The organism is Sphingosinicella sp. CPCC 101087, from assembly GCF_004151485.1.
Taxonomy (GTDB): Bacteria; Pseudomonadota; Alphaproteobacteria; order Sphingomonadales; family Sphingomonadaceae; genus Allosphingosinicella.
Genome location: NZ_SBFF01000004.1, coordinates 273,833 through 292,341, shown reverse-complemented (window position 1 = coordinate 292,341; position 18,509 = coordinate 273,833). Strand labels below are relative to the sequence as shown.

The 18,509-nt window shown below is 68.0% G+C and carries 20 protein-coding genes; 14 read left to right on the top strand and 6 right to left on the bottom strand.

Annotated features, from left to right (window positions below):
- The first annotated feature begins 248 nt into the window (after positions 1 to 248).
- Positions 249 to 1,037, top strand: a complete 789-nt coding sequence (locus EKM57_RS08660; protein ID WP_129792084.1) for a nucleotidyltransferase family protein — start codon at positions 249 to 251, stop codon at positions 1,035 to 1,037.
- On the top strand, positions 1,021 to 1,767 hold the full coding sequence (locus EKM57_RS08655; RefSeq protein ID WP_129792083.1) for a metallophosphoesterase: 747 nt from the start codon (positions 1,021 to 1,023) through the stop codon (positions 1,765 to 1,767). The genes EKM57_RS08660 and EKM57_RS08655 overlap by 17 nt, the downstream gene beginning before the upstream one ends.
- Here the strand turns inward: EKM57_RS08655 and EKM57_RS08650 are convergent.
- The 3 genes from EKM57_RS08650 to hemC are packed head-to-tail and all read right to left on the bottom strand — an operon-like array spanning position 1,764 to position 4,305.
- Positions 1,764 to 2,735 carry a hypothetical protein gene (locus tag EKM57_RS08650; RefSeq protein WP_129792082.1) on the bottom strand — a complete coding sequence of 324 codons (972 nt, stop codon included), beginning with the start codon at positions 2,733 to 2,735 and terminating at the stop codon, positions 1,764 to 1,766. The genes EKM57_RS08655 and EKM57_RS08650 overlap by 4 nt on opposite strands.
- Positions 2,732 to 3,418, bottom strand: a complete 687-nt coding sequence (locus tag EKM57_RS08645; RefSeq protein ID WP_129792081.1) for a uroporphyrinogen-III synthase — start codon at positions 3,416 to 3,418, stop codon at positions 2,732 to 2,734. The genes EKM57_RS08650 and EKM57_RS08645 overlap by 4 nt, the downstream gene beginning before the upstream one ends.
- A complete protein-coding gene (gene hemC / locus EKM57_RS08640; protein ID WP_129792080.1) occupies positions 3,415 to 4,305 on the bottom strand; it encodes a hydroxymethylbilane synthase in 891 nt (296 codons plus the stop codon). The genes EKM57_RS08645 and hemC overlap by 4 nt, the downstream gene beginning before the upstream one ends.
- Positions 4,306 to 4,402: 97 nt before the next feature.
- Between hemC and tsaD the strand changes: the two genes are divergently transcribed.
- Positions 4,403 to 5,446 (top strand): tRNA (adenosine(37)-N6)-threonylcarbamoyltransferase complex transferase subunit TsaD, encoded by a 1,044-nt coding sequence (gene tsaD, locus EKM57_RS08635; protein ID WP_129792079.1) that lies wholly within the window; start codon positions 4,403 to 4,405, stop codon positions 5,444 to 5,446.
- A complete protein-coding gene (locus EKM57_RS08630; RefSeq protein WP_129792078.1) occupies positions 5,443 to 6,423 on the top strand; it encodes an NAD(P)H-dependent glycerol-3-phosphate dehydrogenase in 981 nt (326 codons plus the stop codon). The genes tsaD and EKM57_RS08630 overlap by 4 nt, the downstream gene beginning before the upstream one ends.
- A gap of 5 nt (positions 6,424 to 6,428) precedes the next feature.
- Here the strand turns inward: EKM57_RS08630 and EKM57_RS08625 are convergent, their stop codons facing one another.
- Positions 6,429 to 6,599, bottom strand: a complete 171-nt coding sequence (locus EKM57_RS08625) for a DUF1674 domain-containing protein (RefSeq protein ID WP_129792077.1) — start codon at positions 6,597 to 6,599, stop codon at positions 6,429 to 6,431.
- 67 nt (positions 6,600 to 6,666) lie between these two features.
- On the opposite strand from EKM57_RS08625, the gene htpX reads away from it, so the two are divergent.
- From htpX to EKM57_RS08605, 4 genes are read left to right on the top strand one after another with little or no spacing between them, the layout of a single operon-like run.
- Positions 6,667 to 7,602, top strand: coding sequence for a zinc metalloprotease HtpX (gene htpX, locus EKM57_RS08620; RefSeq protein WP_129792076.1), 936 nt, complete (start codon positions 6,667 to 6,669; stop codon positions 7,600 to 7,602).
- Positions 7,603 to 7,641: 39 nt separating this feature from the next.
- Positions 7,642 to 8,853, top strand: coding sequence for an RsmB/NOP family class I SAM-dependent RNA methyltransferase (locus EKM57_RS08615; RefSeq protein ID WP_129792075.1), 1,212 nt, complete (start codon positions 7,642 to 7,644; stop codon positions 8,851 to 8,853).
- A gap of 60 nt (positions 8,854 to 8,913) precedes the next feature.
- Positions 8,914 to 9,573, top strand: coding sequence for a ribulose-phosphate 3-epimerase (rpe, locus tag EKM57_RS08610; protein ID WP_129792074.1), 660 nt, complete (start codon positions 8,914 to 8,916; stop codon positions 9,571 to 9,573).
- The gene (locus EKM57_RS08605) at positions 9,570 to 11,315 is read left to right on the top strand and encodes a heparinase II/III family protein (protein ID WP_129792073.1); all 1,746 of its coding nucleotides are present in this window, start codon (positions 9,570 to 9,572) and stop codon (positions 11,313 to 11,315) included. The genes rpe and EKM57_RS08605 overlap by 4 nt, the downstream gene beginning before the upstream one ends.
- A 234-nt stretch (positions 11,316 to 11,549) precedes the next feature.
- On the opposite strand, the gene EKM57_RS08600 is transcribed toward EKM57_RS08605, so the two are convergent.
- The gene (locus EKM57_RS08600; protein WP_206185353.1) at positions 11,550 to 11,819 is read right to left on the bottom strand and encodes a PepSY domain-containing protein; all 270 of its coding nucleotides are present in this window, start codon (positions 11,817 to 11,819) and stop codon (positions 11,550 to 11,552) included.
- Positions 11,820 to 12,103: 284 nt separating this feature from the next.
- Here EKM57_RS08600 and EKM57_RS08595 point away from each other — a divergent pair, with 284 nt between their 5' ends.
- The 5 genes from EKM57_RS08595 to EKM57_RS08575 all read left to right on the top strand — a co-directional run bounded on the left by EKM57_RS08595 (position 12,104) and on the right by EKM57_RS08575 (position 16,854).
- Complete coding sequence (locus EKM57_RS08595) at positions 12,104 to 12,781, top strand: response regulator transcription factor (protein WP_129792071.1); 678 nt, start codon at positions 12,104 to 12,106, stop codon at positions 12,779 to 12,781.
- On the top strand, positions 12,778 to 14,151 hold the full coding sequence (locus EKM57_RS08590) for a HAMP domain-containing sensor histidine kinase (protein WP_129792070.1): 1,374 nt from the start codon (positions 12,778 to 12,780) through the stop codon (positions 14,149 to 14,151). Before EKM57_RS08595 ends, EKM57_RS08590 begins: the two co-directional genes overlap by 4 nt.
- 80 nt (positions 14,152 to 14,231) lie before the next feature.
- The gene (purH, locus tag EKM57_RS08585) at positions 14,232 to 15,821 is read left to right on the top strand and encodes a bifunctional phosphoribosylaminoimidazolecarboxamide formyltransferase/IMP cyclohydrolase (protein ID WP_129792069.1); all 1,590 of its coding nucleotides are present in this window, start codon (positions 14,232 to 14,234) and stop codon (positions 15,819 to 15,821) included.
- 226 nt (positions 15,822 to 16,047) lie between these two features.
- Entirely contained in the window at positions 16,048 to 16,251 is a 204-nt protein-coding gene (locus EKM57_RS08580) for a cold-shock protein (RefSeq protein ID WP_129792068.1), read from the top strand.
- 147 nt (positions 16,252 to 16,398) lie between these two features.
- On the top strand, positions 16,399 to 16,854 hold the full coding sequence (locus tag EKM57_RS08575) for a hypothetical protein (protein ID WP_129792067.1): 456 nt from the start codon (positions 16,399 to 16,401) through the stop codon (positions 16,852 to 16,854).
- Here the strand turns inward: EKM57_RS08575 and EKM57_RS08570 are convergent.
- A complete protein-coding gene (locus EKM57_RS08570) occupies positions 16,851 to 17,972 on the bottom strand; it encodes a mannose-1-phosphate guanylyltransferase/mannose-6-phosphate isomerase (protein ID WP_129792066.1) in 1,122 nt (373 codons plus the stop codon). The two genes, EKM57_RS08575 and EKM57_RS08570, sit on opposite strands and share 4 nt — an antisense overlap.
- 149 nt (positions 17,973 to 18,121) lie before the next feature.
- Here EKM57_RS08570 and EKM57_RS08565 point away from each other — a divergent pair, with 149 nt between their 5' ends.
- Positions 18,122 to 18,439, top strand: coding sequence for a DUF2147 domain-containing protein (locus EKM57_RS08565; protein ID WP_243450954.1), 318 nt, complete (start codon positions 18,122 to 18,124; stop codon positions 18,437 to 18,439).
- Positions 18,440 to 18,509: the final 70 nt, after the last annotated feature.

Genomic DNA, 18,509 nt, shown 5'->3' with positions numbered 1-18,509 from the left:
CCCGGCTCGCGAGCGTGCCGAATGACCGGGCGATGCGGCTCGCCTGCGAATTGCCAGCGCGAGAGTCGGCATAATCCAGGAATGCTGCCGCGACCGCCGGCGCAAGCCCTTGGCCAGCGGCGCCAGTCGGCGTCAGCCGTCTCCAGGCCGCGGCTTACCTGGGGCCAGGAAGGGCTGCGGCGGCCAATCCCCGGCATCTTGTCACGCAGGCGGAACGCTTCGCATGCCCTCGCCGTTCTCACCGCTCCATGAGCGTGCAACTCGAGACCCTCGATGCCTCCGTGTTCGAGCCTCCGCCGGAGGCGGTCGACTTCTACGTTGAGTGTCTGCGCTTGCTCGGGCAAACCGATTTCCCCTTTCTGCTGTCTGGCACCTACGCCTTGTCCTGCTACACCGGCATCACGCGCCCGACCAAGGACCTCGACATCTTCTGCAAGCCGAGTGATGCGCCCAAAATCCTGAGTTTCTTCAAGAATCTGGGCCACCGGATCGAGATCGAGGACGAGCGCTGGATCGGCAAGGTGTGGAAGGAGAACCACTTCTTCGACGTCATCTACAACATCTCGACCGCGAGCATCCCGATCACGGACGAATGGTTCCGTGAAGTGTATGAGGTCGAGGTCTACGGCACGACCGTCCGCATTACGCCCCCGACCGAGTTCATTCTGTCCAAGCTCTTCCTCCAGGATCGCTACCGCTATGACGGCGCCGACGTCGCGCACGTCATCCTCAAGAAGCATGAGGAGATAGATTGGCATCGGCTCCTGAACGCGATGGAGCTCTATTGGGAGGTGCTGCTCATCCACGTGCTGAACTTCCGCTTTATCTATCCCACCCAGCGCGAGTGCATTCCGCGCTGGCTGTTCGACGAGCTGATGGAGCGGCTCAGCGCCCAGGCGCAGATGCCGCCGGCGCAGATGAAGATCTGCCGCGGCCGACTACTGTCGCCGCGCGACTATGTTGTCGACATTGCCGAATGGGGCTTTGCCGACGTGGTCGGCAAGGGAATCGAAGAGAAGCATGAACGACACGAGTGAAGCCGTCCCCGCCGCGAAGCCGATCACGCTGGCCGCGATCGGCGATCTGCACGTCACGGAGGCGACCGAGCATCGCTACCGGGACATGTTCGTCGAGATTTCGGAGGTGGCGGACGTCTTGGCCCTGTGCGGCGACCTCACCAACTTCGGCAAGATCCGCGAGGCGGAGATCCTCGCCGAAGACATGCGCGGATGCACCATCCCGATCGTCGGGGTGCTCGGAAACCACGATTACGAATGTGGCCAGCCCGACGAGGTGGCCAAGATCCTCCATGGCGCCGGCATGACGCTGCTCGGCGAACAGGCGGTGATCATAGAAGGCGTCGGCTTCGCCGGGGTCAAAGGCTTCCTTGGGGGTTTCGGACGCGGCGAGCTCGGCGCGTTCGGCGAGCCGGCGATCAAGACTTTCGTCGATGCCGCGCTCGACGAGGCGCGCAAGCTCGAAAATGCATTGCGCTCTCTCAAGACAGATCGCAGCGTTGCGGTGCTGCACTATGCGCCGGTTGTCGATACGGTCGAGGGAGAGCCGCTCGAAATCTTTCCCTTCCTGGGCTGCTCGCGCCTCGCCGACGCGATCGACCGCTTCGATCATGTCTCCGCGGTCGTTCACGGTCACGCCCATCGCGGCAGCTACCGCGGCCGCACCGCGCGTGGCATTCCCGTCTACAACTGCGCGAAAATGGTCGCCGAAGCCGAATTCTCGCGGCCCTACGCCCTTATCGAGATCTAGGGCATCGACTCCGTCGCGGGCGCCGCGCTGTCTGGCTCATCTTCCGCCGCGCCAGGTGCGGGACCGACCGGCGTCGGCGCCGGCGCTGGGGTCGGAACGGCCTGCCGTGCCGCGCGCGGCTCGAGCAGGGCTGCGGTTTCGACCGTATCGAGCGCGCGCCGGGCGGCGACGTAGCGACGCGCCTTGGCGATCCAGTCCCCGGCATGCTCGCGACCGGGAAGGCGAAGCACTTCCGCCAGGGCGACATCGACCTGCCCAGCTTCCAGCCGGCGGGTGGCGCGGCGTAACCGCTCGGACGGCTCCGTGGACGGCGAATCCTCACGCCGGACAGTGATCAGGCTCCCGAGCTCGGCGCGCAGTGCATCCCACCAGCTCTGCTCCGGCCCCGCCCCGACGAGTTGCGGCGAGACTTGCTGCAATTCGTCCTGCAGCTCCTGAAGGGTCACCGGCTCGCGCGCCGCGGTGATGATCGTGCCGACGGCCTGCGGCTGCGTGTCGCCGAACCGCTGGCGAAGCAGGGCCTCGAGGAAGCCGAGAGCGACGCCCCGATCGAGCGCACGCCGGGCGGCGAAGGCGACGAGCAGCCCTTCCGCACGATCGGCATTGCCGACGGCGGCGCGCGACTGGGTGTCCACGAGGGCGATGCGCCGTTCGAGCGCCGCGACACGGCGGGTGATTTCGGGGTCGATGACGATGCGCTCCGGCAGGGCCGAATCTCCCTCCGGGCTGTCCCCCGCCGGTTCGGCGGCGGGATCGGTCGGCGCCGGTTCGATTGTCGTCGGCGGCGCCTGCGCCGGCTCCGGCACGATGCCGAGCATCCGCGCACCACTATCCCAACGCGACAGGGTCCAGCCCATGGCGGCAAGTCCGAGCAGGAAGAAGCCTGCCGCGAGCAGCACGTAGATAATCAGGGTCCGCCGCCGCGGAGGCGTGGTTTGGATGTCCGAAGGTTCGTCGTTGCGGATCATTCGCCGCCGTTCTGGCACAGCTTTGCGGCAAGCTCCAGCAACGCTTCGTCGCGGGGCCGGTGGGCGATCGAGACCGCAGCCCACCCCGGCCCCGCCGCTTCGGCCGCATCGGCGCTGATCGCGGCGATCCTCGTCCGTGCGCGCAGCCGGCCGACCAGTGTCGAAAGGAGGGCAGCCGCGCGCGGCGAGTGGATGAGGACGAGGGCGCCGCGCGCCAACGCCGCCTCTGCAGCGGCGGACAGTCCGTCCAGCGCGTCGGCGGAATAGATCGCGACCGCATGGACGCGCAGGGCGGGATGGGCGAGCTCGAGCCGATCGAGCCCGGCGAGGTGGAGGGCCGTGGTCACCCCGTTTGCCGCCATGAGATCGAGTAAAGCAGCGGCGTCGGCCGGCCCGGTGTGGACATTTTCGAAGCCCGCCGCCCGCGCCGCTTTGGCGGTTGCTTCGCCCACGGCGTAGCAAGGCAAGTCGACATATGCCGCCAAGGCGTCGCCGCCGTGGCGGACTGCATTGGCGCTGGTCAGCATCATCGCGTCGAAAGAGGCGGGGTCCGGCGGTTGCCAGGCGATCGGCCGGAACGCGAACAAAGGCGCCACGATGGGGACGAGCCCCAGCGTCCGTGCCCGCTCCGCGGTTTGCGACGCGCCCGGCTGCGGTCGGATGATGAGGAGCTCGCGGCTCACCCGGCGAACAGCGCCCTCAGGCCGGGACTGGCGTCGGAGAGCAGCTTGCGCGCCAGGGCCGCCGGGTCTTCGCCCTCGCCGCCACGTACCTCCGATCCATCGGGGAGGAGGATTTCGGCGCGAAGCCGGATTCCGCCGCCGATGCAGCGCGCATGGGCCGCCACGGCCGATCGGCAGTCGCCGCCGACCGCCGCGAGGAAGGCCCGCTCGGCGTCGATGCAACGGTGGGTTTGCGCATGGTCGATCGGTCGGACCAGCTTGGATATGCCTTCAGCCTGCGCGAGCACTTCGATTCCGATCGCACCTTGCGACGGCGCCGGAATCATGTCGTCGAGCACCGTGCCGACTTCGCTCAGGCCGACCCGCTCCAGACCGGCCGCGGCGAGCAAGGTGGCGTCGGCCTCGCCCCGCTCCAGCTTGGCCAGCCGTGTCTGCACGTTGCCGCGCATCGTCACGATCCTGAGGTCCGGCCGGCGCGCCAGCAATTGAGCGCTCCGCCGCGGCGAAGACGTTCCCACCCGCGCTCCGTGCGGCAGGGCCGCGACGCTATCCGCGCCGACCAGGCGGTCGCGCGGATCGGCGCGCGGGAGCATTGCGGGGATCGTCAGCATCTCGGGCCGCACCGTCTCGACGTCCTTCATCGAATGAACCGACAGGTCGGTGCGGCCGTCGAGCAGGCAGCGGTCCAGTTCCTTCGTCCACAACGCTTTGCCGCCCACCTCGGCAAGCGGTCGGTCCTGGATCCGGTCGCCGCTGGTGGTGATCGGGACGATCTCCACCGCTTCTTCCGGCCAGCCATGGTGGGCACGCAGCGCGTTCGCCACCATATGGGCTTGGGCGAGCGCGAGCGGCGAGCCGCGGGTGCCGATGCGAAGGGGGCGATCCATCCGGCGCTTGCTAGTGCCTGATCGATCGCTGCGGAAGCCTCGTGCTCCGAAATGCCGGGGGCTGGCCCATCGCCGAACGGAATGGCAGGAGAGCGGCATGACCCTGATACTCGGCATCGAATCGAGCTGTGACGAGACGGCGGCGGCCCTGGTCGCCGGCGACAGGCGCATTCTCGCCCATCGGCTCGCCGGCCAGGAGGCGGCGCATCGACCCTTCGGTGGCGTCGTGCCCGAGATCGCCGCCCGAGCCCATGTCGAAATCTTGCCGCGGCTCGTCCAGGAGGTGCTGGAGGAGTCCGGCGTTCCGCTCCACTCGGTCGATGCCGTCGCTGCAACCGCCGGTCCGGGCTTGATCGGCGGCGTCATGGTCGGCCTGGTCACGGCCAAGGGGCTTGCACTGGCCAGCGGTAGGCCGCTGATCGCGATCAATCATCTCGAGGCTCACGCTTTGTCGCCGATGCTGACCGATCCCGATCTCGCTTTTCCCTATCTGCTGCTGCTCGCTTCCGGCGGCCATTGCCAGCTCCTGCTGGTTCGCGGCGTCGGGCGCTACCGGCGCCTCGCCACCACGATCGACGATGCGGCCGGAGAGGCATTCGACAAGACCGCCAAGCTGCTCGGGCTCGGCTATCCAGGCGGTCCCGCCGTGGAGGCGGCGGCCGAGGCCGGCGACAAGGCGGCCGTGCCGCTGCCGCGGCCGCTGGTCGGGTCGGAAGAGCCCCATTTCTCTTTCGCCGGCCTGAAGAGCGCCGTCCTGCGGGCCCGCGAATCGGGACGCTATCGCGCTGCCGACATCGCCGCTTCGTTCCAGCAGGCGGTGGTCGACTGCCTCATCGACCGCACCGCTCGCGCTATCGATACCGCATCAGGCGTGGATCGACCGACCGCCCTGGTGGTAGCGGGGGGAGTCGCCGCCAATCGGGCGATCCGCACGGCCTTGACCGGCCTCGCCGACGAACGGGGGCTTCCCTTCGCCGCCCCGCCACTGTGGCTGTGCACCGACAATGCGGCGATGATCGCCTGGGCCGGCGCGCTTCGCTACGAGGCCGGGATGACCGACCCCCTCGATGCCCCGGCCCGCGCCCGCTGGCCGCTCGACCCAGGCGCCGAGGCCGCTCGCGGCGCCGGTGTGAAGGCATGAGGATCGGCATCGTCGGCGCCGGCGCCTGGGGCACGGCGCTCGCCCAGGTCGCTGCGTCGGGCGGTCAGTCGGTGACGATCTGGGCGCGCGAGCCGGAGGTTGTCGAAACGATCAATCGGGACCGTGAGAACAGGCTCTTCCTGAACGGAGTGACACTGGCGCCGACGATCCGCGCCACCGCCGACCTCGCCGACCTCGCCGACCGCGACGCGTTCCTGATCGTCACGCCGGCCCAGCATCTTCGCGCCACAGTCGCTGGGCTGCCCGCTGCCGGCCGGCCGCTCGTCCTCTGCGCCAAGGGAATCGAAGAGGGCACGGGCCTGCTCATGCACGAGGTCGCCAGAGCCGTGCAGCCCGGCTCGCCGCTTGCCATCCTCTCAGGGCCGACCTTCGCGCACGAAGTCGCGGCGGGCCTTCCGACCGCGGTCACGCTGGCGGCCGACGATCCTGCGCTGGGCGAGACATTGGCGGCGAGAATCGCCCGCCCTCATTTTCGGCCTTATTGTTCCGACGACGTCGCCGGTGCCGAGGTCGGCGGCGCGGTCAAGAACGTGCTCGCCATTGCCTGCGGCGTGGTCGAAGGGAAGAGGCTCGGCCTCAACGCCCGCGCCGCAATGATCTCGCGCGGATTTGCCGAGATGACCCGGTTCGGCCTCGCCAAGGGCGCTCGTGCCGAGACGCTGGCCGGACTCGCAGGCCTGGGCGATCTCGTCCTCACCTGCTCGTCGGTCAGTTCGCGCAATTTCAGTCTCGGCAAGGGGATCGGCGAGGGTGGGCGTCCCGCCGATCTGCTCGCGGACCGGCGGACCGTCGCCGAAGGCGCCTTCACCGCGCCGGTGCTCATGCGGGTCGCCGACTCGCTCGGGGTCGACATGCCGATAGTCGCCGCGGTCTGCGCCCTTCTCGCCGGCCTCGCCTCGGTCGACGAGGTGGTCGAGGGACTTCTCTCCCGTCCGCTCAGGCCGGAGGGCGTGTAAGGGGCTCAGAAGTCCCAGCAGATCCCCTTATTCTCCCAGTCGCCATAGCGGGTGGGCTCCTTGCCTTTCGGCCCGCCCTGCTCCTCCGCCGGTATCGCCGGCTCGGGTTCCGGCACCGGCGGACTCTTCGACAAATGAGAGGGCGGCTTGACGTGGGGCGGGCGGGTTCCGGACATGATCGATTCCATTTGAATAAGGGCGGGTCAGAACCCACATTTCGGTCGTGGAGGCTGACGAGGCAAGATGAACCGCTTCAAGACGATGATGCTGCTGGCGGCACTAACCGCCTTGTTCATGGCGCTGGGCTACACCCTCGGCGGCACCGGCGGCGCAATGATCGCCTTGCTGGTTGCTGCGGGCATGAATTTCTTCACCTACTGGAATGCCGACAAGATCGTCCTGCGCATGCACGATGCGAAAGAGGTCGATGCGGCCTCGGCGCCCCAGCTCTACGGCATCGTCAAAGGACTGGCGACCCGTGCCGGCCTGCCGATGCCGCGCGTCTACCTGGTGGATTCGCCCCACCCCAACGCCTTCGCCACCGGCCGCAATCCGGAAAATGCCGCGGTGGCCGCGACCACCGGCCTGCTCGCTATCCTGACCCGCGAGGAGGTCGCGGCGGTGATGGCGCACGAGCTGGCGCACGTGAAGAATCGCGACACCTTGATTATGACCATGACGGCGACCATTGCCGGCGCGATCTCGATGCTCGCCAATTTCGGCCTGTTCTTCCGCGGCGGCGACAATCGCGGAAACATGCTCGCCATGTTGCTCGCGGTCATCGTCGCGCCGTTTGCGGCCATGATCGTCCAGCTGGCTATCAGTCGTACTCGCGAATATGGCGCCGATCGCGCGGGCGCCGAAATCCACGGCAATCCGCGCCATCTCGCCTCGGCGCTCGCCAAGCTGGCCGCCGGCGCCGCCCGCGTCCCTAATCCGGTGGCGGCTCGCAATCCCGCGGCCGCCTCCCTCTACATCGTCCCCGGCCTCAGCCGCGGCGACAGCTTATTCTCGACGCATCCTGCGACCGAGAACCGGATCGCCGCGCTCGAGGCGATGGCCGGCGAGTCCGGCCTTCATTCGCCGCCCCCGCTGGTCGAAAGGCCTGTCGGCGCGGCCACGGCGGTGCCGCGCAGCCGCCGCGGCTCCAGCGCCCTCGATCCGCTGCGCCGGAACTGAGCCGATGATCGCGCGCCGGGCCGCGGCCTGACCCGGAACTTGCCCGTCGACGATCCTCCTGGCCTCGCAGCCCGCCGCCTCGCGCTGCACCTGCTCGACGGCGTACTGCGCAAGGGCCTGCCCCTCGAATCGGTGCTCGAATCGGCGGGACGTCAGCTCGCCAAGGCCGAGGACCGCGCGCTTGCCCACGCCATCGCGGCGGAGGCGTTGCGCCGCCTTCCGGATCTTGACGCCCTGATCGATCGGGCCACCAGCCGCCGCCTACCCGGGGATGCCAAGGCCCGCTCCGCGCTGCGAATTGCGCTGGTCCAGGCGCTGGTGCTCGGAACGCCGCCCCATGCGGCCATCGCGACCGCCTTGCCCCTCGTCGAGGGTGGCCCGCGCCGTCTCCTGCACGGCGTGTTCGGCACGGTGTTGCGCAAGGGCTGGTCGCTGCCCGACGTCCCAGCGCTTCCGGCACCCGTAGCGGAGCGCTGGCGCAAGGCTTGGGGCCCGGAGGTTGTCGACGCCGCCGCCCGGCTGATCGCGGTCCCGCCGCCCCTCGACCTCATTTTCGCCGACGATCCTGCGCCCGCCGGCCTGGACGGAGTCAGTCTCGTGCCCGGGCATTTGCGCCTGCCTCGAGGAAGCGCCGTCGCCGGCCTGGCCGGCTATGGCGAGGGCCGCTGGTGGGTCCAGGACATCTCCGCGTCTATACCGGCCGGGTTGCTCGGGCCAGGTGACGGACGGACGGCGCTGGACCTGTGCGCCGCGCCGGGCGGCAAGACGATGCAGCTCGCCTCAGCGGGATGGCGAGTGACGGCGGTCGACATTTCCGAAAGTCGCCTCGCGCGACTTTGCGAGAACCTCGCCCGCACCAGGCTCGAAGCCGAGATCGTCGCGGCCGACGTCATGTCGTGGCAACCGTCCGAACCCGTTGACGCAATCCTCCTCGACGCGCCCTGCTCCGCGACGGGAATCTTCCGCCGCCATCCCGACGTCCTCCATCGAGTCCGGCCGAGCGCCATCGGCGGCCTGGCCGAGGCGCAGAAGGCGATGCTCGCCCGCGCCGCGAGCTGGCTGAAGCCGGGCGGGACGCTCGTTTATTCGGTCTGCTCGCTCGAGCCGGAGGAAGGCGAGATGGTCGCCGATTCCTTCCTTGCGAGCGAAGCGGGCTTCCACCGCGAGGAAGTCCGGCGCATCCTCCCCGGCGCCTGGCTCGACCAGGGCGGCGCCGACAGCTTCTACATTACCCGCTTCGTTCGCAAATAGCGGGGGATAAGTAGCGCGGCTTCCTTGCCCCCCGAGTCGGGGCGATGATAGGATTCGCGCGTGCAGCAGCCCGTCCGTATATCTCCTTCGATCCTTTCCGCCGATTTCGCTCGCCTCGGCGAGGAGGTCAGGGCGATCGACGAGGCCGGCGCCGACTGGATCCACATCGATGTGATGGATGGTCATTTCGTGCCGAACATCACCATCGGCCCTGCGGTCGTGAAGGCGCTTCGTCCCCACACGGCCAAGCCTTTCGACGTCCATCTGATGATCTCGCCCGTGGATCTCTATTTGGAAGCCTTCGCCGAGGCGGGCGCCGACATCATCACGGTTCATCCGGAGGCCGGCCCGCACCTTCACCGCACCGTTCAGGCGATCAAGGGGCTCGGCCGCAAGGCCGGCGTCTCGCTCAATCCCGCGACGCCGGCCAAGACGCTCGACTATATCCTCGAGGAGGTCGATCTCGTCCTGGTGATGAGCGTCAATCCCGGGTTCGGCGGCCAGAGCTTCATCGAAAGCCAGCTTCGCAAGGTCGAGGCGATACGCAAGCGGATCGACCAGCTTGGAAAGTCGATCGACCTTGAAGTGGACGGCGGCGTCGACCGATCCAACTGCCGAAGGATCATCGATGCCGGGGCCGACGCGCTCGTCGCCGGCACCGCCACGTTTCGCGGCGGCCCGTCCGCTTATGCAGACAATATTCGGGCGCTGAGGGGGTGAGCCTGTTCGAGCAGGTGGAAGCCGAAGCCGAGGAGCAGGAGATCGCGCCGGGCAAGCGGTTGATCCGAGTCGGCGACGATCGCGGGCTATCCCTGTTCGAGCGGCTCAACTACCGTCTCCATCGTCTCGCGTGGCGGACGCCGCTGCACAAATTGCGGTTGCGGGGACGAGTGCCGCTGAGGCTGCTGGCGGTGCCGAAGGACCCGGTCGCTGGCGACCGAGCCGCCGGCGAGGCCCTGCTGGACGGGCGCTTCCTTCACAATGGGACTGAAATTTCGATCGAGCGGCTGGACTTCTCCACGCTCGGCCTTCCCCAGGACTTCAGCCTCTATCTCCAGAGCTTCGCCTGGTTGCGCGACCTCGCAGCGGCCGCCTCGCGCGAGCGCGGCGCCAAGGTCGCCGAAGGACTCGTCCGCAAATGGCTCGCAGCCTTCGACGAGGAGGTATGCGAGCCGGCTTGGCGGGCGGACCTATGGGGGCGGCGGATCCTCTTCTGGACCGCTTATGCACCCTACATCCTGTCGAGCCGCGATCTCGTTTATCGCTCTCGGCTCCTCCATGCCCTCGCCCGCGGTGCCCGCCATCTCGACCGCACCGCCGACAAGGTGCTGCCTGGACTGCCGCGGATCATGGCCTGGAGCGGGGTGATTACAGCGGCTCTGGTCGTGCAGGGAGGCCCGGCCCGCCTCCGCACGGGCGAAGCGGGGCTGATGCGCGCATTGTCGACTTCGGTCCATGACGATGGTGGATTGGCGAGCCGATCTCCGACCGAGCAGCTCGCCTTGGTCGAGACCCTGGCCCAGCTTCGGGCGGTCTACATCGCCGGTCGGCGCGACGTGCCGGAATGGCTGTCCGAAACGCTGGTCTCCGCCGCGGCGGCCCTGCTCGCCGCGACGCTCGGCGACGAAGCGTTATCCAGCTGGCAGGGCGGGCATATGGCAAGCCGGCGCCGCGTTCTGGCCGCGGTGGACGCTTCCGGCGCGGACGTCCCGCCGCTTCGGCGGCCGCGCGGCTGGGGCTATCAGCGCCTGCAGGCCAAGGCGAGCATACTGGTGTTCGATGCCGCTCCGCCGCCTCCGCCGCGTGCGCTGATCGGCGGTTGCGCCTCGACGCTCGCCTTCGAGTTCAGCGACGGCGCCAACCGGCTTATCGTCAATTGCGGCGGAGTGGGAGAAGCCAAGGGAGCCCTTCCCGACTCGCTGGTCCACGCGCTCAGGACCACAGCCGCCCATTCCACCTTGACCTTGGGCGACCGTAACTCGACCGCGATCCATGAGGACGGCTCGCTCGGCAAGGGAGTCGCCGAGGTGGAGATGTCGCGCGATGAAACGGGAGGCATTCTTCGCGTCGAGGCCAGCCACGACGGCTATATGCGGCGCTTCGGTCTAATCCATGAGCGGCGACTGCTCCTCTCGTCGGACGGCCTCCAACTCACCGGCGAGGATCGTCTGTACGGCGCAGCGCGCCGGCGCAGGCGGAGTCAGAATATTCCGTTCGCCGTGCGCTTCCATCTGGCCCCGTCGGTGGAGGCGACCACGACTGCCGACGGTCAAGGCGCGCTGCTCCGCATTCGCGGCGGAGGCGTTTGGCAGTTCCGCTGCCGCGGCGGCCTGCTGTCGACGGAGGACAGCCTGTGGGTCGACGGCCATGCGCGGCCGCGCGCGACTTTGCAGCTGGTGATCGGCGGCCAGACGCCGCCCGAAGGGATGACCATCTCCTGGGAGCTCAAGCGGGCACGATGATCGCCGGGCTCGCTGGGCCGGGCTCAACCATTCGACGGTGGCTCGGGGCAGCACTCACCTGCCGCGCCTTCCTCCTCCGCGGGTTTCCAGCTTCCGTCGACGGTCCGAACCAGGAGCTTGTGGCAAAGCACGCAGCTTCGAAGTTGCGTGCCGGCCCTGCGGATGATCCCAGGGGCGGGATGATGGCCGAATAGGCCGCAGATCAGTTGCACGCCCTCCTCCCGCGCCGAAGCATCAATGGTCTCGTTCGCGGCGGACGATGCGCAACGTCCTCGGATCCAGTTTGACGTCATGACGTCGTCCGGAGGAGTCGCGGGCATCATCCACCTCCCAGCGCGGCCCGTCGTCGTCCAGCTCGATCTCCTCCCAGCTTACAAATCCCTGGGCGCGCAGCACGCGCTCGATGGCGACGCGTTCGCGTGCATCCGGCGGCCGGTCGCCCTGGGCCGGTGCCGCGGCGACCAGTCCGACCCAAATGAAGGCGGCCGTTGCGACCATTCTCATGCGCATCCTCCTCGTGCGATGCGGTCCGACGGGCGAAGCGCCGTCAGGCGGCGCCGCGACTCGCCCCGCGCGTTTCGGGTTGCCCACAAGAGCAGGGATATCGTTGCTGCAAAGCAGGCGCAGGCGTCGCTCTCGGCACCGGTCGATTCGGCTTTCGTGCGCTTCCGCCACATGCCGCCGCAATATCCGCGGGACCTTTGCCTCCGATTGCGGCAACATTTGAAAACGACCATGTTTCGCCGGCCGGCCTTCAACTCCGTCGAGCCGACTGCCAGAAGCGGTCCATGCACGTCCTGCTGATCGAAGACGATGCGCGTCTCGCCGCCTTCATTACGAAGGCGTTGCGCGAGGAGGGGCATCTCGTCGACCACCGCTCGGACGGGAAAGACGGGCTGCTGCAGGCCTCGCTGGAAAGCTACGACCTGATCATCCTTGATCGCATGCTTCCGAGCGTCGACGGATTGAAAATCCTTCAGACGATACGCGCTACTGGCGACCTGACCCCCGTCCTCATCCTGAGCGCGCTCGGCGACCTCGATGAAAGGGTCAAGGGGCTCCGCGCCGGCGGTGACGACTATCTTCCAAAGCCGTTCGCTTTGTCGGAGCTGCTCGCGCGGGCCGAGGTGCTCGGCCGCCGCCGCCCCGCGCCCGACGAACCCGCGCGGATCAGCATCGCGGGTCTCGATCTTGACGTGGTGGGGCGGACCGTCTCGCGCGCCGGCAGGAGGATCGAACTGACGAACCGGGAATTCCGGATCCTCGAATTTCTCGCCCGTAACGCCGGCCGGATCGTGACCCGTTCGATGCTGCTCGAACATGTCTGGGACTATCACTTCGACCCGCAGACCAACATCATCGACCAGCATGTCAGCCGCCTGCGCCAGAAGCTTGACCGCGGCTTCGAAACTTCGCTGGTCGAGACGGTCCGCGGCGCGGGCTACACGATTCGGCGGTCCGGATGAAATTGTTCGGCAGCCTCTCCTTCCGGCTCGCATTGATCTATGCGGGCCTGTTCACTGTATCGGTTTCCCTGCTCGGCGGTCTCTATTTCTGGGCAGCGATCGCTCGTCCGCTCGGCCAGGTGCGCGAGCAGCTAGCGCAGGAAGGCGAGGCGCTGTCGGCCGTCTACCGTCGAGGCGGCGCGGACGCGCTCGCGCCCCTGCTCGAGCGCCGCGCCGGCGATCCGTCGCCGCGCCTGGCCTATCATGCCCTGCTTCGCCCGGACGGGAGCGTCGTCACGAGCAACCTGCCGAGTTGGCCGAGGTCCTTCACGACGCGCTGGTTGCGGATCGAAGCCGACGTCGCGCGCGAGGGTGACGAGGACGAATATGAGGCCCTCGCGCTCGACCTGCCGCTCGAGGGCGAGGCGCGGCTGCTGATCGGTCGCGACATAGAGGATCTGGACGAGCTCGAGGAAGGCGTACGCGAAACCCTGGTCTGGCTGCTGCCGGCGCTGGCCTTGCTGACTCTGGCGGGCGGCGCCCTGATGAGCCGGGCGATCGGGCGCCGCATCGACGCCATGACCGCCACTGCGCGCCGCGTGATCGCCGGCGACCTTTCGGGACGGATACCACGGGGCAGAGCCGGGGATGATTTCGACCGTCTCGCCGAGACCCTCAACCTGATGCTCGACCGGATCGAGGCGTCGCTCGAGGCGGTGCGGCGCGTGTCGGACAGTGTCGCCCACGAGCTGCGCACGCCGCTGAGCCGACTGAAAGCGAGCCTCATCGAGCTCGAGGCCGAGCCGGAGGCCGGGGCCGAGCCGCTCCGCCGCGCGATCGAGGAAGCCGACCGGCTCCAGTCCATCTTCGATTCGTTGCTGCGAATCTCCCGGATCGAGGCGTCCCGTCATGCCGCGGCCTTCGAGCGCGTTGATCTTTCCGAGCTCATGCTGGACGCCGTCGACTATTATCAGCCGGCGGCCGAGGCAAAAGGTCAGCGGCTGACGGCGAGCGTCGCGCCCGGTCTCGAGACCCGAGGCGATCGCGACCTCCTGTTCCAGGCGGTGAGCAATCTGCTCGACAATGCGATCAAGTACACGCCGGCCGGCGGCCTCGTCGCGGTTAGCGTCGGTCTCGTCGCCGGCGAAATTCTCGTCGCCATCTCCGATACGGGACCGGGCATCGCGCCGGAGCATCGCGAGAAGGTGGCCGAGCGCTTCTTCCGAGCGCCTTCCGTGGAAGGCGTCCCGGGGCTCGGCCTGGGCCTGTCCGTCGTCCAGGCGATCGCCGCCTACCACCGATCGCACCTCCGCTTCGAGTCCGCGGATCCGGGGCTTCGCGTCGAATGGCGGCTGCCGCGGGACGATCGGCCGGAGGAACGGACCGACTGAGCCGCCTGCGGGCGGCCAACTCAGCCCTTGAAAAATGCCGCGGGTCAGGCTGAGGCGGGGCACCGCTCGAAAGGAAGAAAATGACCGACGTGAAGATCGCCCGCGCCTTGCTCTCCGTCTCCGACAAGAGCGGCCTTGTCGAGCTCGGCGTCGCACTCGCCCGTCACGGCGTCGAGCTTGTCTCGACGGGCGGCACCGCGAGGACGCTGCGCAACGCCGGTCTCGCCGTTGTCGACGTCTCCGAGCTCACCGGATTTCCGGAGATGATGGACGGGCGGGTCAAGACGCTTCATCCGAAAGTCCACGGGGGCCTGCTCGCGGTCCGCGATGACCCCGAACATGAGGCGGCGATGATCGCCCACGGCATTGGCGCCATCGACCTGGTCGTCGTCAATCTCTACCCGTTCGCGGCCACCGTGGGGCGCGGCGCCGGTCGCGAAGAGATCATCGAGAATATCGATATCGGCGGCCCTTCGATGGTTCGCTCGGCGGCGAAGAATCATGCTTACGTCGCCATCGTCACCGACCCTGCCGACTATGAGGCATTGATCGGCGAACTCGATTCCAGCGGCGGCATGACGTCACTCGATCTCCGCCGGCGTCTCGCCGCCAAGGCCTTCGCCGCCACCGCCGCTTATGATTCGGCTATTTCCCAATGGTTCGCGTTCGCCGACCAGGGCAGCGCCTTTCCCGATAGCCTCACCTTGGCGATGAGCCGCGGCGCTGACCTGCGCTATGGCGAGAATCCGCACCAGCAGGCCGCCCTTTACCTGCCTCAGGGGCCGCATGGCCGCGGGATCGCTCAGTCGGAGCAGGTCCAGGGCAAGGCTTTGAGCTACAACAATTACAACGATGCCGACGCGGCCATCGAGCTCGTCTCCGAGTTCCGCGACGGCGATCCGGCCTGTGTCATCGTCAAGCATGCCAATCCCTGCGGCGTCGCCGTCGCCGCCACGCTGGCGGACGCCTATGAGGCCGCATTCGCCTGCGATAGCGTTTCGGCGTTCGGCGGCATCATCGCGGTCAATCGTGCGCTCGATCGCGCGTCCGCGGAAGCGATGACTCGCATCTTCACCGAAGTGATCATCGCTCCGGACGCCGACGAGGAAGCGCGTGCGGTCTTCGCGGAGAAGAAGAATCTCCGCTTGCTCCTCACTGGCGAATTGCCCGATCCGGCCCGGCCGGGCCTTACCATGAAGACCATTGCCGGCGGTTGGCTGGTCCAGTCGCGCGATTCGGGCCGGGTCGGGCGCGACGATCTCAAGGTCGTGACGCGGCGCCGACCGACCGACCAGGAGCTTTCCGATTGCCTGTTCGCCTGGACCGTCGCCAAGCACGTCAAGTCGAACGCGATCGTCTATGCGAAAGGCGGCGCGACTGCCGGCATTGGCGCCGGTCAGATGAACCGGCTCGAATCCGCCCGAATCGCTGCCTGGAAGGCGAAGGACGCTGCCCAGAAAGCGGGGTGGCCCGAGCCGCGGACGATCGGCTCGGCCGTCGCCTCGGACGCCTTTTTCCCCTTTGCCGACGGTCTGCTCGCCGCCGCCGAGGCCGGCGCCACCGCCGTGATTCAGCCCGGCGGCTCGATTCGCGACGAAGAAGTCATTTCCGCAGCGGATGAAGCGGGTTTGGCCATGATCTTCACCGGCATGCGTCACTTTCGCCACTAAGCCATTCGGGCGCGCTTGGGGCGGCTCGTCCGCCGCGGAGCCGCCTCGCATCGCCGCCTGACAGCCTCCCCGCCTTGTGCTTGGGGCAGATATGGCCCATATCAGGGGGGCTACAGTCGCAAGTTGACGGTCTTTGGCGCCTTGCGGCCCCTCTTTCCTTCTCTCTCGCTACTCGAGCACGGACGTACCGACGGTCGGTACGCGAACCAAAGGAAGGAATGGCAACATGGCCATCGGAACCGTGAAATTCTTCAACGCTGACAAGGGCTACGGCTTCATCCAGCCGGATGATGGCGGCAAGGACGCCTTCGTGCACATCTCCGCCGTGGAAGCGGCCGGCATGGGCACGCTCCAGAAGGACCAGCGCGTCAGCTACGATCTGCAGCAGGATCGCGGCAAGACCAGCGCCTGCAACCTCACCAACGCCTGAGTTGGAACAGATTGGGGGCGCCCGAAGCATTTTTCGGGCGCCCCTTTTCTATTTGACTGCTAGAGCCGTGCCCGGCCCGCCCCGTGGGCGGCCAGCGACTTGCCAGGTTCAGCGGACCGCAGACGGAAACGGACGAAGCACGGACGAATGCGCTATTTTCTCGACACGGAGTTCAACGGATTTGGCGGCGCGCTGATCAGCCTCGCGCTGGCGCCCGAGCACGGCGACCAGGAATATTACGCGACCCTGCCGCTTCCCGATCCGCTGCATCCCTGGGTCGAGCGGCATGTCGTTCCCTATCTTGGAACCGTGCCGCTGGGAGCCGATCAGCCCCTTTCGCGCGCGGTGGCCGCCGAGCGCCTGGCCGACTATCTGGCCGGAGACCCCGATCCGGTGATCGTCGCCGACTGGCCGGACGATATCAGCCATTTCTGCGCGCTGATCACCACCGGGCCGGGTGAAATGGCGCCCGTTGGCGCCCTGCGCTTCGAGCTGTTGAGCACGCCTGGCTTCTGCACCGCCGCCAACAGCGCTGTTCCCCACAACGCCCTGCACGATGCCCGCGCGCTGCGCACCTTCGTCCTGGAATTGGAAGCGGTCTAGGGTTTCGGCCCGTCGCCGGTCCGTCGACCGCCCCCTAGCTCCTGCGGCGGCTCCATTCCTCTGCGGGCAAGGATCTCGACCGCTTCCTTAACGCGTTGGCTCTCGCCGCGCGGCACGATCAGCACCGATCTCTCGGTCGCGACGATGACCATATCCCGCACTCCGACGCCGACCACCAGCGGTCCTTCCGAGCGGACCAGCGAACCCTGGCTGTCGATCATCACGACGTCGCCTGCCAGTGCATTGCCCTGTGCGTCGTGCTCGGCAGCGGCATGCAGCGCTTCCCAGCTGCCGACGTCGGACCAGCCCATGTCGACCGGTACGACCGCGACCCTGTCGCTCTTCTCCATGACCGCATGGTCGATCGACTGCGACGGCGAGCGTGCGAAATGGCCGCGCTCTGGATGGATCGACCCGTCCTCCCACCGCCCCGCCGCGAGCGCCGCCTCGGCCGCGGGCAAGATGTAAGATGCATGCTCTCGCAGCGCCGCGATGAGCGTCCCGGCGCCGAACAGGAAGATGCCGCTGTTCCACAAATAGCGTCCGTCTGCGAGATAAAGTGCGGCGGTTGCCGCATCGGGCTTCTCGACGAAGCTTTCGACCCGGGATGCGCCCGGCGCTGCCGATTCGCCGCGCAGGATGTAGCCGTAGCCGGTTTCCGGCCGTTCCGGCTGCACGCCGAAAGTGACCAGCCATCCCGAACGCGCCGCCGTCACGGCCTCGCCGACGGCGGTGGAGAAGGCAGTCACGTTCCTGACGACATGATCGCTCGGCAGCACCAGCAGCAGGTCGTTCGGATCGCTCATCAGGGCCGCCGTCCCGATCGCAGGCGCCGTGCCCCGCGCCGCCGGCTCGAGGATCAGCCGGGCGCCGCCGACGCCGGCTTCCTCGAGCTGGGCCGCGGCGGTGCCACCGAACTCCTCGGCCACGACGACGATCGGCGGCGCGAACAGGGCAGGATCCCCAACCCGGCGCGCGGTCTCCTGGAACAGAGTCGCCCCGCCATCTATCGAAACGAAAGGCTTGGGGCGGTCGAGCCGCGACAAGGGCCACAGCCGCGTCCCGGCGCCTCCGCAAAGGATGACCGGTATGATGCGTGCGGTTGCGGCTTGGCCCATGCTTCAGCCTAGCCGGGCCGGGCCCTGCCGCGATAGTCCCCTCTCTCTAAGGGTGGCCATCGGTGCGTCTGGCCGGCTATGCGGGGGCATGCTCGCCGCATCGCTCGCCCTTATCCTCTCGACACCCGCGGGGATTCGCCGGCGACTGGGTGACCGCGGATCGCTCGGCCGTCGTCCGGATCGGACGATGCGGAGAGACCGCCTGCGGACGTGTCGTGCGCGTGCTCGCCCGCGGCGCCCCTGTCCAAGACGCGAACAACCCGGACGAAGCGCTTCGCCGCCGCCCGCTGGTCGGTGTCGCCGTCCTCAGCGGCTTTGCGCCGGGCGGCGGCGGCGAAGGCCGCGCCTATGATCCGAAGACCGGCAGATCGTATCGCGCCCGGCTGCGCCTGAATCCCGACGGTACGTTGCGGGTGACCGGCTGCGTCGCGATCGTCTGTCGCTCACAAGCCTGGACCCGGCACTAGTCGGGGCCAGCCCCTTTCACCCTTTATTTGTCAATTTCGCCGACACTCCCGCCCGTGTCGGTCCAGCTTA